We start from the raw sequence: 16,527 nt of genomic DNA, 5'->3' as shown, positions 1-16,527 counted from the left end.
CAATAGCGGGCCTTTTTTTATGCTTTTTCAATATCCTGCAATACCTGTTTTTGTGATCTGCTTGGCAATACGCGTACTTTTTGTTTACCCTTTACTGACCTGCCTGTCTCGCTATGGGATGGTTTTTGTTGTTTATAAGAGCATAAGGAAAGATAAATGGAAGATCTCGGTGTTGTAGATAGCATCAATAACGCTGGCTCCTGGCTGGTGCGCAATCAGGCGCTGCTCATCAGCTACGCCGTGAATATTGCGGCGGCAATTGCCATTATTGTCGTGGGGATGATTGTTGCCCGTACCGTTTCCCGAGCCATCAATCGCGTCATGCTCACTCGCCACATTGACGCCACGGTTGCTGATTTCCTGTCAGCGCTGGTGCGCTATGGCATTATCGCGTTTACCCTCATTGCGGCATTAGGCCGTGTTGGTGTTCAGACCGCCTCCGTCATTGCCGTGCTGGGTGCCGCCGGTCTGGCCGTTGGTCTGGCACTTCAGGGCTCGCTCGCTAACCTGGCGGCTGGCGTTCTGCTGGTCACCTTCCGTCCGTTCCGCGCCGGTGAATATGTCGATCTTGGCGGCACGGCGGGTACCGTGCTGAATGTGCAGATTTTCTCCACCACGCTGCGTTCGATAGACGGTAAAATCGTGATAGTGCCGAACAAGAAGGTCATCGACGGGAACATCACCAACTTCTCCCGTGAGCCGGTACGTCGTAATGAGTTGATTATCAGCGTAGCGTACGACTCTGATATCGATCAGGTGAAGTCACTGATTAGCAACATCATTGCCTCCGACGATCGTATTCTGAAGGATAAAGAGCAGACTATACGCCTGAACGAACTGGGCGCGTCCTCTATCAACTTCGTGGTGCGTATCTGGAGCAAAAGCAGCGATCTGCAAAACGTATACTGGGACGTGCTGGAACGTATTAAGCGTGAGTTTGACGCCAACGGCATCAGCTTCCCGTATCCGCAGATGGACGTAAACGTCAAAAAAGTCAAAGAAGCAGAGTAACGTCACACCCAGGCCCGGTAAGCGTCAGCGCCACCGGGCTTTACTTTTATAAGCCCCGCTAATCCCCAATTAATATTATCCATTTCCTCTAATGTGATTCGCGCAGTATAGTCTGCATCCAGAACATTACTGTGAGAATTTCGTCATGTTATCCTATTACTTTCAAGGGCTTGCTTTAGGTGCGGCCATGATCCTTCCCCTCGGCCCCCAGAATGCGTTCGTGATGAACCAGGGTATTCGCCGCCAGTATCATCTGATGATTGCCCTGCTGTGCGCGGTGAGCGATTTGCTGCTGATCTGCGCCGGGATTTTTGGCGGGAGTGCGCTTCTGATGCAGTCGCCGTGGCTGCTGGCGCTGGTGACCTGGGGCGGTGTGGCCTTCCTGCTGTGGTACGGATTCGGTGCGTTGAAAACGGCGATGAGCAGTAACCTCGAACTGGCAAGCGCTGAAGTGATGAAGCAGGGGCGCTGGAAGATTATCGTCACCATGCTGGCGGTGACCTGGCTTAACCCGCATGTCTATCTGGATACCTTCGTGGTGCTGGGTAGCCTCGGCGGACAGTTAGACGTTGAGCCTAAACGCTGGTTTGCGCTGGGAACCGTCAGCGCGTCGTTCCTGTGGTTCTTCGGTCTTGCGATTCTGGCGGCGTGGCTGGCGCCACGACTGCGGACCGCCAAAGCCCAGCGCATCATTAATACGCTGGTCGGTCTGGTGATGTGGTTTATCGCTTTCCAGCTGGCGAAAGAGGGCGTTCATCATGTTCAGGGTTTGCTCAACTAAGCGTTGTCTTATGGACAACTGAGCCAGACCCGCTAAGCTTGCTGGCATGCGCCCTGTTTCTGGGGCACTCTTCGCAACATGGAGGAATGACAGTGAAGTTTAAAGTGATGGCCCTGGCGGCATTAGTGAGTTTAGGTGCGGTGTCGGCGCAGGCGAGTGAACTGCCGGATGGCCCGCACATTGTCACGTCAGGCACCGCAAGCGTGGACGCGGTACCGGATGTTGCAACCCTGGCAATTGAAGTCAACGTGGCTGCGAAAGATGCCGCCTCTGCCAAAAAACAGGCGGACGACCGCGTTGCGCAATATCTCTCCTTCCTGGAACAGAACGGTGTCGCCAAGAAAGACATCAGCTCTGCTAACCTGCGTACCCAACCGGATTACGACTACCAGAACGGCAAAAGCATCCTGAAAGGCTACCGTGCCGTGCGTACGGTTGAAGTGACCGTGCGTCAGCTGGACAAGCTGAATTCACTGCTGGATGGTGCGCTGAAGGCCGGTCTGAACGAAATCCGTTCCGTGTCGCTGGGCGTTGCGCAACCGGAGAAATACAAAGACGAAGCGCGTAAAGCGGCGATTGATGATGCCATTCACCAGGCTGAACAACTGGCGTCCGGCTTCAAGAGCAAGCTTGGCCCGGTATACAGCGTGCGTTACCACGTCTCTAACTATCAGCCAAGCCCGATGGTACGGATGATGAAGGCTGACGCGGCACCGGTTTCTGCGCAGGAAACTTACGAGCAGCCAACCATTCAGTTCGACGATCAGGTGGATGTGGTGTTCCAGCTGGAGCCCGTTGCAGCACAGCCGAAACCGGCTCAGTAACCTGTAGGCCGGGTAAGGCGTAGCCGCCACCCGGCTTTTTCTTTTTAATCCTGTCTCAACACCTTATGCCCATACGCCAGCAGTGCATCGGTGACGTTGCGCATCATGCGGCTTTCCGGCGCAAAACGATGCCAGTAGAGCATCCGGCGCTGATACAGCCCCGGCGTTAAATCAATCAACTCACCGCTTTTCAACTCTTTCTCAATCTGCAGATGCGGGATCATACAGCAGGTAGTGCCCTGACGCGCAAGCTGCACAAAAGCTTCAGACGAGTTGACGATATGGCACGGCACGCTGCCCGGCGGCAGGTCAAAGTTCTGCTGCAGGAACGCCTGATGCATATCGTCCAGATGGTCAAACGCCACGGCAGGCGCCTTCAGCAGCGCGGCGCGGGTGACGCCGTTAGGGAAGTAGCGCTCCGCAAAGGCTTTTGAACCCACAAACAGGTAGTCCAGCGCCCCCAGTTGATCCACCAGGCAGCTTGGCAGCGCCTGAGGCTGAATACTGACCGCCCCAACAACTTCACCGCGACGCAGACGTTCCTGGGTACGGGTTTCATCTTCAACCTGTAGATTCAGGCGAATAGGGGAGTCGGCCAGAACCGGGGCAAGGGCGGGCAGTAACCAGGTTGCCAGACTGTCGGCGTTGACCGCCAGAGAGAGGAGCAGCGGCGTGGAGCCCGTTTGTTCGTCACCCAGCCACTCGTCTTCCAGCAGCTCAACCTGGCGCAGCAGGGCGAGGAGCTTTTGACCTTGCTCCGTTGGGCGAGGCGGCACGGTACGCACCAGCAGCGGCTGCCCGAACATGTTTTCAAGCTGTTTGATACGCTGTGATACGGCGGACTGGGTGATACACAGCTTTTGCGCTGCGCGCTCAAAACCGCGTTCACGAATAACTGCATCAAGTGCCTGTAGTGTTCTGTAGTCCGGACGTTTCATTGCTCTGGCTGGCTCCTAAATTTTGCTTAATCTGCACTATGACACAATTTTCCCTTTGTGGCAGACGAAATCCATTCGACGTGTTCTATAATGCGCCCTGAGTTTTCACACCACAGGCAAAACGATCATGACGCAGGATGAACTGAAAAAAGCAGTAGGATGGGCCGCTCTCCAGTACGTACAGCCAGGTACCATTGTCGGTGTTGGTACGGGGTCAACGGCGGCACACTTTATCGATGCGCTGGGCACGATGAAGGGGCAGATCGAGGGCGCGGTTTCGAGCTCTGATGCGTCCACGGAAAAGCTGAAAAGCCTCGGCATTACCGTTTTCGATCTCAACGAAGTGGATCGTCTTGGGATTTACGTTGATGGCGCAGACGAAATCAACGGCCACATGCAGATGATCAAAGGCGGTGGCGCAGCGCTGACCCGTGAAAAGATCATCGCTTCCGTTGCAGACAAATTTATCTGCATCGCTGACGCCTCCAAGCAGGTCGATATTCTGGGTAATTTCCCGCTGCCGGTCGAAGTGATCCCGATGGCGCGTAGTGCGGTTGCCCGTCAGCTGGTGAAGCTGGGTGGTCGTCCGGAATACCGTCAGGGTGTGGTCACTGATAACGGTAACGTGATCCTCGACGTGCACGGCCTGGAAATTCTCGACGCGATTGCCCTGGAAAATGCGATTAACGCTATTCCAGGCGTTGTCACCGTAGGGCTGTTCGCCAACCGTGGCGCGGATGTGGCGCTGATCGGCACCGCTGACGGTGTGAAAACCATCGTAAAATGATCTGACGGGGGGAGCGCTCCCCCCGCTAAAAAATTTTTTAAAAGCTAAATTCGGTGACTTGTGTCACGTTTTTCCACCTCTTTTGCCGATCCTGCCACGTTTGTAAATTTCCTTAGCATTTTGCTCTGTCATTTTGCCCTGTATGACTTTTCTTCAGAGTGCCGACGCAAACGTTCATATTGCTGCAATAGTTTTTTTTGATATGTTGGCTACAGCGGATTTCAATCCAGCACAACATCAGTTCAGATAAAAAACAGGGTCGGGGAAATGGCAAAGGTATCACTGGAGAAAGACAAGATTAAATTCCTGCTGGTCGAGGGCGTGCATCAGAAAGCGCTTGATAGCCTTCGTGCGGCGGGTTACACCAACATCGAATTTCACAAGGGCGCGCTCGATACCGAAGAGCTGAAAGCGTCCATCCGTGATGCCCATTTCATTGGCCTGCGATCCCGTACTCAACTGACGGAAGACGTTATTGCTGCGGCGGAGAAGCTGGTTGCGATTGGCTGTTTCTGCATCGGTACCAACCAGGTTGATCTGAATGCTGCCGCCAAACGCGGTATCCCGGTATTTAACGCCCCGTTCTCCAACACCCGTTCCGTGGCGGAGCTGGTGATTGGCGAATTACTGCTGCTGCTGCGCGGTATTCCGGAGGCTAACGCCAAAGCGCACCGCGGCGTGTGGAACAAACTGGCTGCGGGCTCATACGAAGCGCGCGGTAAAAAACTGGGTATCATCGGCTATGGCCACATCGGTACTCAGCTGGGGATTCTGGCGGAATCTCTGGGGATGCACGTCTACTTTTACGATATCGAAAGCAAGCTGCCGCTAGGGAATGCGACGCAGGTGCAGCATCTCTCTGACCTGCTGAACATGAGCGACGTGGTAAGCCTGCATGTGCCGGAAAATGCGTCCACCAAAAACATGATGGGTGCAGAAGAGCTGGCGCTGATGAAACCAGGCTCACTGCTGATCAACGCCGCGCGCGGTACGGTGGTCGACATCCCTGCGCTGTGCGATGCTCTGAAGCGTAAGCATCTGGCGGGGGCGGCCATTGACGTGTTCCCGACGGAGCCAGCCACCAACAGCGATCCGTTTAACTCTCCGCTCTGCGAATTCGACAACGTGATCCTGACGCCACACATCGGCGGGTCTACTCAGGAAGCGCAGGAGAATATCGGCCTTGAAGTGGCGGGTAAGCTGAGCAAATACTCCGACAACGGTTCCACGCTCTCTGCGGTGAACTTCCCGGAAGTGTCTCTGCCGCTGCACGGTGGTCGCCGTCTGCTGCACATCCACGAAAACCGTCCTGGCGTGCTGACGGCTATCAACCAAATCTTTGCCGAGCAGAGCGTCAACATTGCCGCCCAGTACCTGCAAACTAACTCGCAGATGGGTTACGTGGTAATTGATATCGAAGCGGATGAAGATGTTGCCGAGAAAGCGCTGCAGAGCATGAAAGCTATTCCGGGGACGATTCGCGCGCGTCTGCTTTACTGATGGTGTCGGGTGGCGAGGTAAATGCAAAACGGTAACTATCGTTACCGTTTTTTATGTTTTCACCCTCTCCCTGTGGGAGAGGGCTGGGGTGAGGGCATCAGGCTGCACGCCTGTTTCACCACTCCCACAACGTCGATGGCGTCACCACCGCTGGCAACGGCACATCCCATTTCTCGACGGGCAACGCTTCTACAGCCTGGCAATCATGCGCATACCCCACCGGCTGTAATCCGTACTGCTGCCAGTTTTGCAGCGTTCTGTCATAAAAACCGCCGCCCATGCCCAGGCGCTGACCCTGTTCATCAAACGCCACCAGCGGCGTAATCAGCACGTCCAGCTGTGACAGCGGGAGCACGTCGCGCACGTCGAGTTTGGGCTCGGTAATTTTCAGACGATTCACCACCAGCTCGCTGTGCGGATGGTAGTGCAGAAACAGAAGATTGCCTTTGCTAAAAGGATGCAGCACCGGCAGATAAACCTTCTTCCCGGCGCGCCAGAGCTGGTCGATAAGTGGTTGGGTATCGAGCTCGCCATCAAACGACAGGAACAGAGCGACCGTGTTAGCCATAACCACCGGGGGCCACGCCATCATGCGGGCGGCGGCCTGCTGGGCAAAATGCGACTGTTGTTCAGCCGTAAGTGCACGACGACGCTGGCGAATAAGTTGACGGATATCCTGGCGTGAGGCAGAAACTTCAGGGAATTGAGTCATGGTAGTAGGTAGAAGAAGAAAGAGGGAATCTCCGAGATGCCGCCGCAGGCTGTAACCCTTGAACCCTTGGTTCAAGGTGAATGTGTCGTCATAGTTTTAAGGCTTCTCGGACGGACCGAGCATGCTCACCAACCATGGAGCGCCACATTCTTGTGGTATGAAATATCGGCTCAGGGGACTGGCCCGCTTGCGAACATCTCAGAGAAATTTTGTCTTCACAGTTACTCTACCATAGTCAACTGAGAAGTGTTATTCAAACTTTGGTCCCGGTCTTTCGGGATTGCGACCTTGATCAAGCAATGCCTGTTCTATGGTCTGCTGGAGCATTTTAATGCGCTGCTCCATGCTAGCCGCGTAGTCGCGGGTCTTCGCTTTTTCCTGAGTCAGTTCATAGCTGATGTTCAACGCGGCGATGAAAACCAGCTGCTCAGTATTTGTGACTCTAGTGCGTTCTTTTAGATCTTGCAACCGCTGATTCAAATCGTCCGCAGCCTGATTCAAAGCATCCCTTTGTTCAGGCGGACAATTCACTCGCAGTGAACGGCCAAAAATCTGGAGATCGACGGGTTGTGCAGACATGCCACCTTCCTGCTGATTGACTGCGCTGCCTTCGCTTACTGCCCCGGGGGCTGCGAAGGGGCGACACTATAGCTACCCTGATGTGAAGATACAAGCCCTTTTCTGGTATCACCAGGGTCCAAAGTGGTAGCATATCATGAATATCCTCCCTTTGATGACGAATGCGTATGTCTATACAGAACGAAATGCCTGGTTACAAGGATTTAAACCAGTTACTGAACCAGCAGGGAGTCGGACTTACCCCTGCCGAAATGCACGGTCTGATCAGCGGCATACTGTGCGGCGGAAACAGCGACAGCTCATGGCAGCCGCTGATCCACGACCTCACGAACGAAGGGCTGGCGTTTGGCCACGAGCTGGCAGAATCGCTGCGTAAAATGCATGCGGCAACCAGTGATTCGCTGGAAGACGATGGCTTCCTTTTTCAGCTTTATCTGCCTGAAGGTGATGACGTCAGCGTCTTCGATCGTGCCGATGCGCTCGCGGGTTGGGTAAACCACTATCTGCTTGGCCTGGGCGTAACCCAGCCTAAGCTTGATAAAGTGACCGGCGAAGCGGGTGAAGCGATCGACGATCTGCGTAACATCGCCCAGCTCGGCTACGATGAAGAGGAAGACCAGGAAGAGCTGGAAATGTCCCTCGAAGAGATTATTGAGTACGTGCGCGTGGCGGCGCTGCTGTGCCACGACAACTTTACGCGCTCACAGCCGACCGCGCCGGAAGTTCGTAAGCCAACCTTACATTGAGAAAAATAACGCACAGGAGGGTGTCATGGTTATCTCGCAACAAGAGTATTTGCGCCGTCGTCAGGCGCTGCTGGCAAAAATGCAGCCCGGCAGTGCGGCGCTGATTTTTGCCGCGCCGGAAGTGACGCGCAGTGCCGACAGCGAATACCCCTATCGCCAGAATAGCGATTTCTGGTACTTCACCGGCTTTAACGAGCCGGAAGCGGTCCTGGTGCTGATTAAGAGTAATGACACCCACAACCACAGCGTGATTTTTAACCGCGTACGCGATTTAACCGCTGAAATCTGGTTTGGCCGCCGCTTAGGGCAAGAGGCCGCACCGGAGAAGCTGGGCGTCGACCGCGCGCTGGCGTTTAGCGAAATCAATCAGCAGCTCTATCAGTTGCTCAACGGCCTCGACGTGCTTTATCACGCACAGGGCGAATATGCGTACGCCGATGAGATTGTTTTCACCGCTCTGGATAAGCTGCGCAAAGGCTCGCGTCAGAATCTGTCCGCGCCGGCCACGCTGACGGACTGGCGTCCGGTGGTGCATGAGATGCGCCTGTTCAAATCTGAAGAAGAGCTGAACGTGATGCGCCGCGCTGGCGAAATCAGCGCCCTGGCACACACCCGCGCCATGGAAAAATGCCGTCCTGGTCTGTTCGAATACCAGCTGGAAGGCGAAATTCACCACGAATTTAACCGTCACGGCGCGCGCTTCCCGTCATACAACACCATTGTCGGCGGCGGGGAGAACGGCTGCATTCTGCATTACACCGAAAACGAAAGTGCGCTGCGCGATGGCGATCTGGTGCTGATTGACGCCGGTTGCGAATATCAGGGCTACGCGGGTGACATCACCCGTACTTTCCCGGTGAACGGTAAGTTCTCGCCCGCGCAACGAGCAATTTATGACATCGTTCTCGAATCACTTGAAACGGCGCTCACGCTGTATCGCCCGGGCACGTCCATTCAGGAGGTGACCGGCGAAGTTGTGCGCATCATGATTACCGGACTGGTGAAGCTTGGCATCCTGAAAGGCGACGTGGACACCCTGATCGCCGAAAATGCGCATCGTCCGTACTTTATGCACGGCCTGAGCCACTGGCTGGGGCTGGATGTGCATGATGTGGGGGCGTACGGTACCGACCGTTCACGCGTGCTGGAACCGGGCATGGTGCTGACCGTCGAGCCGGGGCTGTATATCGCGCCGGATGCCGATGTGCCCGAAGCGTACCGCGGAATTGGCATTCGTATTGAAGATGACATCGTCATCACCGAAACCGGTAACGAAAACCTGACCGCGAGCGTGGTGAAACACGCAGACGATATCGAGGCGCTGATGGCAGCGGCACGCGTATGAGCGTGATTATCGTTGGCGGCGGCATGACCGGCGCCACCCTGGCACTGGCGATCTCGCATTTGACGAAGGGGCAGCTTCCGGTGCATCTCGTTGAGGCGGTTGCACCACAAACGAAGAATCACCCCGGCTTTGATTCTCGCGCCATTGCCCTGGCGCAGGGAACCTGCCAACAGCTTTCCCGAATTGGCATCTGGCAGGCGATTGCCGACTGCGCCACCGCCATTCATACCGTGCATGTGAGCGATCGCGGCCATGCCGGGTTTGTGACGCTGGATGCCCATGATTATCGTATTGACGCCCTGGGTCAGGTCGTTGAACTCCATGATGTTGGCCTGCGCCTGTTTCGTCTGTTGCAGGACGCGCCAGGCGTGATCCTGCATTGTCCGTCACGCGTTGCGAGCTTTACCCGCAGTGAAGAAACGGTCAGCGTGACGCTGGATAATGGCACCGTTCTCGACGGCCAGCTTCTTGTGGCGGCGGACGGGTCGCGCTCGGCGCTCGCAACCCAGTGCGGCGTTGAGTGGCAGCAGCAGCCTTACGGGCAGGTTGCGGTCATTGCGAACGTCTCTACTGCCGCAGAACACAACGGCCGGGCGTTTGAGCGCTTCACGCAGCACGGTCCGCTGGCGATGCTGCCGATGTCGGATGGTCGTTGCTCGCTGGTCTGGTGCCATCCGCAGGAAAAGGCGGAAGACGTTAAGGCCTGGTCCGACGAACGTTTTTGCAGTGAACTGCAGAAAGCGTTTGGTTGGCGGCTGGGTCGCATTACCCATGCGGGAAAACGTGCGGTATACCCGCTGTCGTTAACTACCGCATCACAGTCTGTTTCGCACCGCGTGGCGCTGGTCGGCAACGCCGCGCAAACGCTTCACCCCATCGCGGGTCAGGGTTTTAATCTGGGTCTGCGGGATGTGATGAGCCTGGCCGAAGCGCTTTCGCAAGCGTGGAGCGAACAGAAAGATTGCGGCGCATACCCGGTACTCAGCCATTACCAGAAGCGACGTCAGGCCGATAAAGAGGCGACAATCGGCGTTACCGATGGTTTAGTCCATCTCTTTGCCAATCGCTGGGCGCCGCTGGTTGCCGGTCGCAACCTCGGGCTGATGGCGATGGAACTGTTCATTCCGGCACGCGACGTGCTGGCGCAGCGGACCCTGGGTTGGGTCGCGCGTTAAGGAGTTATCACTGTGCAAAATGTTGATGTTGCCATCGTTGGCGGCGGAATGGTTGGACTGGCCCTGGCCTGCGGATTACAAGGCAGCGGCCTGCGTGTGGCCGTGCTGGAGCAAAAGCAGCCTCAGCCCGTCGCACCTGATGCCCCGCCGGAACTCCGCGTGTCGGCAATAAATGCGGCCAGCGAAAAGCTGCTGACGCGCCTTGGCGTCTGGTCAGATATCGTAGCCCAGCGTGCGAGCTGCTATCACGGCATGGAGGTATGGGACAAAGACAGCTTTGGTCATATTGCTTTTGATGATGAAAGCATGGGCTATAGCCATCTGGGTCACATCATTGAGAATGCGGTGATCCACCACGCGCTGTGGCAGAAAGCTCAGCAGTGCAGCGACGTAACGCTGGTTGCGCCTGCGCAAATCCAGCAGGTTGCGTGGGGCGAAAACGAGGCGTTTATCACCCTGCAAAGTGGCGATATGCTCACCGCGCGTCTGGTGGTCGGTGCTGATGGCGCTAACTCCTGGCTGCGCAATAAAGCGGATATTCCGCTGACCTACTGGGATTACCGCCATCATGCCATGGTGGCGACGATCCGTACCCAAGAGCCTCACGGCGGCGTGGCGCGCCAGATTTTCCACAACGACGGCATTCTGGCATTCCTGCCGTTAAGCGATCCTCATCTCTGCTCAATTGTCTGGTCTCTGGTGCCGGAAAAAGCGCAGCAGATGCATGAGGCGACGCCAGAGGCCTTTAACCAGGCACTGTGCGTGGCGTTTGATAACCGTCTGGGGCTTTGTACTCTTGAGAGCGAGCGTCAGGTCTTCCCCTTAACCGGACGCTATGCGCGTCAGTTTGCCGCGCACCGTCTGGCGCTGGTGGGCGACGCGGCCCATACCATTCATCCGCTGGCCGGGCAGGGCGTTAATCTCGGCTTTATGGATGCGGCGGAGCTGGTAGAAGAGCTGCGTCGTCTGCAGCGAGAGGGTAAAGATATTGGGCAGCATGTGTATCTGCGTCGCTACGAGCGCAGCCGCAAGCACAGTGCGGCGATGATGCTTGCAGGCATGCAGGGCTTCCGCGAGCTGTTTGCCGGGGCAAATCCGGCGAAAAAACTGCTGCGTGATATTGGGCTCAAGCTCGCCGATACCCTCCCTGGCGTCAAACCTCAATTCCTGCGTCAGGCGATGGGTCTTAACGACCTGCCGGACTGGCTGAAATAAAATAGACCCCCGTCACACTTTCTTTTCCCGGCCTCTGTGCCGGGAAAATTCCCTCGTTTGAAATATTCTAATTCCACGTCATTTTTCGCATTAGATAATCTAATGTCATGATTTTTATGTGACGGAAATTCGGCCCGTTTTTCCGCATGAAATATCACCATGTGCTAAATCCTGTTAGATCATTGTTAATTTTGTGCGGGGTTAATCGCATTTTTCCAGTGAATAACTCTGTAGGCTTTTCAGCGTTTTTTGGTCATAAGCTAATGTGATGACCCGTTTTACCTTATGGTTAACCGCCGGTTTCGGTGGTAAGTTCAGGTAAAAGAGAACGTTTGCGTCGGCATTCGGAAACGAGGCCGATACCGGGTTTCACGGTGAATTTTTCAACGAGGACAAGATGGCTCAACAGACTCCTTTGTACGAACAGCACGTGTTATGCGGCGCCCGCATGGTGGATTTCCATGGCTGGATGATGCCGCTGCACTACGGCTCGCAAATTGATGAGCACCACGCGGTGCGCACCGATGCCGGTATGTTCGACGTGTCCCATATGACAATTGTCGATCTGCGCGGTAGCCGCACCCGGGAGTTTCTACGTTATCTGCTGGCGAACGATGTCGCGAAGCTGAAGACACCGGGGAAAGCGCTCTATACCGGTATGCTGAACGCCTCGGGTGGCGTGATTGATGACCTTATCGTCTACTACTTCACCGAAGACTTCTTCCGCCTCGTTGTAAACTCCGCCACCCGCGAAAAAGACCTCTCCTGGATCACCCAACACGCCGAACCTTATGCCATCGACATCACCGTCCGTGACGATCTGTCGCTGATTGCCGTGCAGGGGCCGAACGCGCAGGCGAAAGCCGCGCCTCTGTTCAGCGACGAGCAGCGTAAAGCCACCGAAGGGATGAGGCCCTTCTTTGGCGTGCAGGCGGGCGATCTGTTTATTGCCACGACCGGCTATACCGGTGAAGCGGGCTATGAAATTGCCATGCCAAACGAGAAAGCAGCTGATTTCTGGCGTGCGCTGGTGGAAGCGGGCGTGAAGCCGGCTGGCCTGGGCGCGCGCGATACGCTGCGCCTTGAAGCGGGGATGAACCTCTACGGTCAGGAGATGGACGAAGGCGTCTCTCCGCTGGCGGCCAACATGGGCTGGACCATTGCATGGGAACCCGCTGACCGTGAGTTTATTGGCCGTGAAGCGCTGGAAATGCAGCGCGAGAAGGGCACTGAACAGCTGGTTGGTCTGGTGATGAAGGAAAAAGGCGTGCTGCGCGGAGAACTGCCGGTGCGTTTTACCGATGCCGACGGCAATCCGCGCGAAGGCGTGATCACCAGCGGGTCCTTCTCCCCGACGCTGGGCTACAGTATTGCACTGGCTCGCGTGCCGGCAGGCATTGGCGAGACGGCGGTGGTGCAAATCCGCAACCGCGAAATGCCGGTCAACGTGACCAAACCGATTTTTGTTCGCGCCGGTAAGCCGGTCGCCTAACTATTTTTATCAGGAGAACTTCAATGAGCAATGTGCCAGCAGAACTGAAATACAGCAAAGAACACGAGTGGCTGCGCAAAGAGGCGGACGGCACTTACACCGTAGGGATCACCGAGCATGCGCAGGAGCTGCTGGGCGACATGGTGTTTGTTGACCTGCCGGAAGTGGGCGCAACCGTGAGCGCGGGCGATGACTGCGCCGTGGCGGAGTCCGTTAAAGCAGCATCCGATATCTACGCACCGGTAAGCGGTGAAATTGTGGCCGTGAACGACGCGCTGAGCGATTCGCCGGAGCTGGTGAACAGCGAGCCTTATGAAGGTGGCTGGATCTTCAAGATCAAAGCCAGTGACGAATCTCAGGTTGCCGCGCTGCTGGATGCGACCGCGTACGAAGCATTACTGGAAGACGAATAACGTTTTGCCGGATGGCGCTGCGCTTATCCGGCCTACAGATCAACGTAGGCCCGGTAAGCGTTAGCGCCACCGGGCAACAGCGTTACAGATAACTACGATTCACTGCACGTTTCAGGAACCATCGCTCATGACACAGACTTTAAGCCAGCTTGAAAACCGTGGCGCTTTCATTGAACGTCACATTGGGCCGGATGCTCAGCAACAGCAGGAGATGCTGAAAACGGTTGGCGCGGATTCATTAAACGCACTGATCGGCCAGATCGTGCCAAAAGACATCCAGCTTGCCACGCCGCCTCAGGTGGGAGAAGCCACCACGGAATTCGCCGCACTGGCGGAGCTGAAGGCCATCGCTGGCCTTAACAAGCGCTATAAGTCTTACATTGGCATGGGCTACACCAACGTGCAGTTACCGCCGGTTATCCTGCGTAATATGCTGGAAAACCCGGGCTGGTACACCGCCTATACCCCGTATCAGCCGGAAGTGTCCCAGGGCCGTCTGGAAGCGCTGCTGAACTTCCAGCAGGTGACGCTCGACCTGACCGGGATGGATATCGCTTCCGCCTCGTTGCTGGATGAAGCGACCGCGGCAGCTGAAGCCATGGCGATGGCAAAACGCGTCAGCAAGCTGAAAAATGCCAACCGCTTCTTCGTGGCGGCGGACGTGCATCCGCAGACGCTGGACGTGGTGCGTACCCGTGCGGAAACCTTTGGTTTTGACGTGATTGTCGACGACGCTGACAAAGTGCTGGATCACCAGGACGTCTTTGGTGTGCTGTTACAGCAGGTGGGTACCACCGGCGAAGTGCATGATTACAGCGCACTGATTGCCGAGCTGAAATCCCGCAAAGTGGTGGTCAGCGTTGCCGCTGATTTTATGGCGCTGGTGCTGCTGACGGCTCCGGGCAAACAGGGTGCGGATATTGTATTCGGCTCGGCCCAGCGTTTCGGCGTGCCGATGGGCTACGGCGGACCGCACGCGGCATTCTTTGGCGCGAAAGATGAATTTAAACGTTCCATGCCAGGCCGCATTATTGGCGTATCGAAAGATGCCGCCGGTAACACCGCGCTGCGCATGGCGATGCAGACTCGCGAGCAGCATATCCGCCGCGAGAAAGCGAACTCTAATATCTGTACTTCTCAGGTTCTGCTGGCAAACATCGCCAGCCTGTACGCCGTCTTCCACGGCCCGGTTGGGCTGAAACGCATTGCCAGCCGCATCCACCGTCTGGCGGATATTCTGGCCTGTGGCCTGCAGCAGAAAGGCCTGAAGCTGCGTCATGAGCACTACTTCGACACGCTGTGCGTTGACGTCGCAGATAAAGCGGCGGTGCTGGCACGTGCGGATGCCGCACAAATTAACCTGCGCAGCGACATTCATCACGCCGTGGGCATCACCCTTGATGAATCCACCACGCGCGACGATATCGTCAACCTGTTTAATGTCGTGCTGGGTGACGCGCACGGTCTGGATATTGATGCGCTGGACAAAGAGGTCGCGCATGACAGCCGCTCTATTCAGGAGAGCATGCTGCGCAATGACGCTATCCTGACGCATCCTGTGTTCAACCGTTATCACAGCGAAACCGAGATGATGCGTTATATGCACTCTCTGGAGCGCAAAGATCTGGCGCTGAACCAGGCGATGATCCCGCTGGGCTCGTGCACCATGAAGCTGAACGCCGCGGCAGAAATGATCCCTATCACCTGGCCTGAGTTCTCCGAGCTGCACCCGTTCTGCCCGCCAGAGCAGGCGGAAGGGTATCATGTCATGATCAACCAGCTTTCCGACTGGCTGGTGAAACTGACCGGTTATGACGCGCTCTGCATGCAGCCGAACTCCGGCGCGCAGGGTGAATATGCGGGGCTGCTGGCAATCCGTCACTATCACGAAAGCCGTAACGAAGGCCACCGTGATATCTGCCTGATCCCGAGCTCTGCCCACGGCACCAACCCGGCGTCTGCCCAGATGGCGGGCATGGAAGTGGTGGTCGTGGCGTGTGATAAGAACGGTAACATCGACCTGGCCGACCTGCGCGCGAAAGCCGAGCAGGCGGGCGATAAGCTCTCCTGCATCATGGTGACCTACCCGTCGACTCACGGCGTGTACGAAGAAACCATCCGCGAAGTGTGCGAAGTGGTGCATCAGTTCGGTGGTCAGGTGTACCTCGACGGCGCGAACATGAATGCTCAGGTGGGCATTACCTCTCCGGGCTTCATCGGCGCGGACGTGTCGCACCTGAACCTGCACAAAACCTTCTGCATCCCACACGGTGGTGGCGGTCCGGGCATGGGGCCTATCGGCGTGAAAGCGCATCTGGCGCCGTTCGTGCCGGGTCACAGCGTCGTGCAGATTGAAGGTATGCTGACCCGTCAGGGCGCGGTCTCTGCTGCACCGTTCGGTAGCGCTTCAATCCTGCCAATCAGCTGGATGTACATCCGCATGATGGGCGCGGAAGGGCTGAAACAGGCAAGCCAGGTCGCGATCCTGAATGCTAACTATATTGCGACTCGCCTGAAGTCGGCCTTCCCGGTGCTTTACACCGGTCGCGATGGGCGTGTGGCACACGAGTGCATCCTCGATATTCGTCCGCTGAAAGAAGCGACGGGTATCAGCGAACTGGATATCGCCAAGCGTCTGATCGACTACGGCTTCCACGCACCAACCATGTCGTTCCCGGTTGCGGGTACGCTGATGGTGGAGCCAACGGAGTCTGAAAGCAAAGCCGAGCTGGACCGCTTTATTGACGCGATGCTGGCCATCCGCATGGAGATAGACCGCGTGCAGGACGGCGAATGGACGCTGGAAGATAACCCGTTGGTTAACGCTCCGCACACCCAGCACGAGATGGTGGCCGAGTGGAATCACGGTTATTCCCGTGAACTGGCTGTCTTCCCGGCAGGCGTGGCGAATAAATACTGGCCGACCGTGAAGCGTCTTGATGACGTATACGGCGACCGTAACCTGTTCTGCTCCTGTGTGCCGATGAGCGAATACCAGTAATTTTTTTG

At 56.4% G+C, this 16,527-nt stretch carries 15 protein-coding genes and 1 other RNA gene; 12 read left to right on the top strand and 4 right to left on the bottom strand.

The genetic code is table 11. The annotated features are described in order from the left end of the window. Positions 1–156: 156 nt before the first annotated feature. From mscS to A4308_RS03050, 3 genes are all read left to right on the top strand, one after another. On the top strand, positions 157–1,011 hold the full coding sequence (gene mscS / locus A4308_RS03060; RefSeq protein WP_023331254.1) for a small-conductance mechanosensitive channel MscS: 855 nt from the start codon (positions 157–159) through the stop codon (positions 1,009–1,011). Positions 1,012–1,156: 145 nt separating this feature from the next. Beyond that, complete coding sequence (gene argO, locus A4308_RS03055; RefSeq protein WP_023338768.1) at positions 1,157–1,792, top strand: arginine exporter ArgO; 636 nt, start codon at positions 1,157–1,159, stop codon at positions 1,790–1,792. A 92-nt stretch (positions 1,793–1,884) separates the two neighbouring features. Next, positions 1,885–2,616 carry an oxidative stress defense protein gene (locus A4308_RS03050; protein WP_014885152.1) on the top strand — a complete coding sequence of 244 codons (732 nt, stop codon included), beginning with the start codon at positions 1,885–1,887 and terminating at the stop codon, positions 2,614–2,616. A gap of 44 nt (positions 2,617–2,660) precedes the next feature. On the opposite strand, the gene argP is transcribed toward A4308_RS03050, so the two are convergent. Then, the gene (gene argP / locus A4308_RS03045) at positions 2,661–3,554 is read right to left on the bottom strand and encodes a DNA-binding transcriptional regulator ArgP (protein ID WP_008499727.1); all 894 of its coding nucleotides are present in this window, start codon (positions 3,552–3,554) and stop codon (positions 2,661–2,663) included. 127 nt (positions 3,555–3,681) lie between these two features. On the opposite strand from argP, the gene rpiA reads away from it, so the two are divergent. After that, positions 3,682–4,341: a ribose-5-phosphate isomerase RpiA gene (gene rpiA / locus A4308_RS03040; RefSeq protein WP_014885151.1), complete on the top strand. Its 660-nt coding sequence runs from the start codon at positions 3,682–3,684 to the stop codon at positions 4,339–4,341. A 267-nt stretch (positions 4,342–4,608) separates the two neighbouring features. Beyond that, positions 4,609–5,841 (top strand): phosphoglycerate dehydrogenase, encoded by a 1,233-nt coding sequence (gene serA / locus A4308_RS03035; protein WP_014885150.1) that lies wholly within the window; start codon positions 4,609–4,611, stop codon positions 5,839–5,841. Between the two features lie 115 nt (positions 5,842–5,956). Here the strand turns inward: serA and A4308_RS03030 are convergent, their stop codons facing one another. The 3 genes from A4308_RS03030 to zapA all read right to left on the bottom strand — a co-directional run bounded on the left by A4308_RS03030 (position 5,957) and on the right by zapA (position 7,132). Then, positions 5,957–6,553 (bottom strand): 5-formyltetrahydrofolate cyclo-ligase, encoded by a 597-nt coding sequence (locus A4308_RS03030; RefSeq protein WP_014885149.1) that lies wholly within the window; start codon positions 6,551–6,553, stop codon positions 5,957–5,959. A gap of 24 nt (positions 6,554–6,577) precedes the next feature. Then, a non-coding RNA gene (ssrS, locus tag A4308_RS03025) (6S RNA) lies at positions 6,578–6,761 on the bottom strand. A 41-nt stretch (positions 6,762–6,802) separates the two neighbouring features. Beyond that, a complete protein-coding gene (gene zapA, locus A4308_RS03020; protein WP_006811891.1) occupies positions 6,803–7,132 on the bottom strand; it encodes a cell division protein ZapA in 330 nt (109 codons plus the stop codon). 167 nt (positions 7,133–7,299) lie between these two features. On the opposite strand from zapA, the gene A4308_RS03015 reads away from it, so the two are divergent. From A4308_RS03015 to gcvP, 7 genes are all read left to right on the top strand, one after another. Further along, a complete protein-coding gene (locus A4308_RS03015; protein ID WP_014885148.1) occupies positions 7,300–7,878 on the top strand; it encodes a YecA/YgfB family protein in 579 nt (192 codons plus the stop codon). A 31-nt stretch (positions 7,879–7,909) separates the two neighbouring features. After that, entirely contained in the window at positions 7,910–9,223 is a 1,314-nt protein-coding gene (gene pepP, locus A4308_RS03010; RefSeq protein WP_086527817.1) for a Xaa-Pro aminopeptidase, read from the top strand. After that, entirely contained in the window at positions 9,220–10,398 is a 1,179-nt protein-coding gene (gene ubiH / locus A4308_RS03005; RefSeq protein ID WP_045134107.1) for a 2-octaprenyl-6-methoxyphenyl hydroxylase, read from the top strand. Before pepP ends, ubiH begins: the two co-directional genes overlap by 4 nt. A gap of 12 nt (positions 10,399–10,410) precedes the next feature. Further along, positions 10,411–11,613: an FAD-dependent 2-octaprenylphenol hydroxylase gene (gene ubiI / locus A4308_RS03000; RefSeq protein WP_045281994.1), complete on the top strand. Its 1,203-nt coding sequence runs from the start codon at positions 10,411–10,413 to the stop codon at positions 11,611–11,613. A 397-nt stretch (positions 11,614–12,010) separates the two neighbouring features. Then, positions 12,011–13,105, top strand: coding sequence for a glycine cleavage system aminomethyltransferase GcvT (gene gcvT, locus A4308_RS02995; RefSeq protein ID WP_045281995.1), 1,095 nt, complete (start codon positions 12,011–12,013; stop codon positions 13,103–13,105). Between the two features lie 23 nt (positions 13,106–13,128). Next, the gene (gene gcvH, locus A4308_RS02990) at positions 13,129–13,518 is read left to right on the top strand and encodes a glycine cleavage system protein GcvH (RefSeq protein ID WP_014885143.1); all 390 of its coding nucleotides are present in this window, start codon (positions 13,129–13,131) and stop codon (positions 13,516–13,518) included. A gap of 127 nt (positions 13,519–13,645) precedes the next feature. Then, the gene (gene gcvP / locus A4308_RS02985; RefSeq protein WP_032635606.1) at positions 13,646–16,519 is read left to right on the top strand and encodes an aminomethyl-transferring glycine dehydrogenase; all 2,874 of its coding nucleotides are present in this window, start codon (positions 13,646–13,648) and stop codon (positions 16,517–16,519) included. The last annotated feature ends 8 nt before the right edge of the window (positions 16,520–16,527 follow it).

Origin of the sequence: Enterobacter sp. ODB01, assembly GCF_001623605.1 — a bacterium.
Classification (GTDB): domain Bacteria; phylum Pseudomonadota; class Gammaproteobacteria; order Enterobacterales; family Enterobacteriaceae; genus Enterobacter; species Enterobacter kobei.
This window is presented reverse-complemented; position numbering and strand designations above follow the sequence as displayed.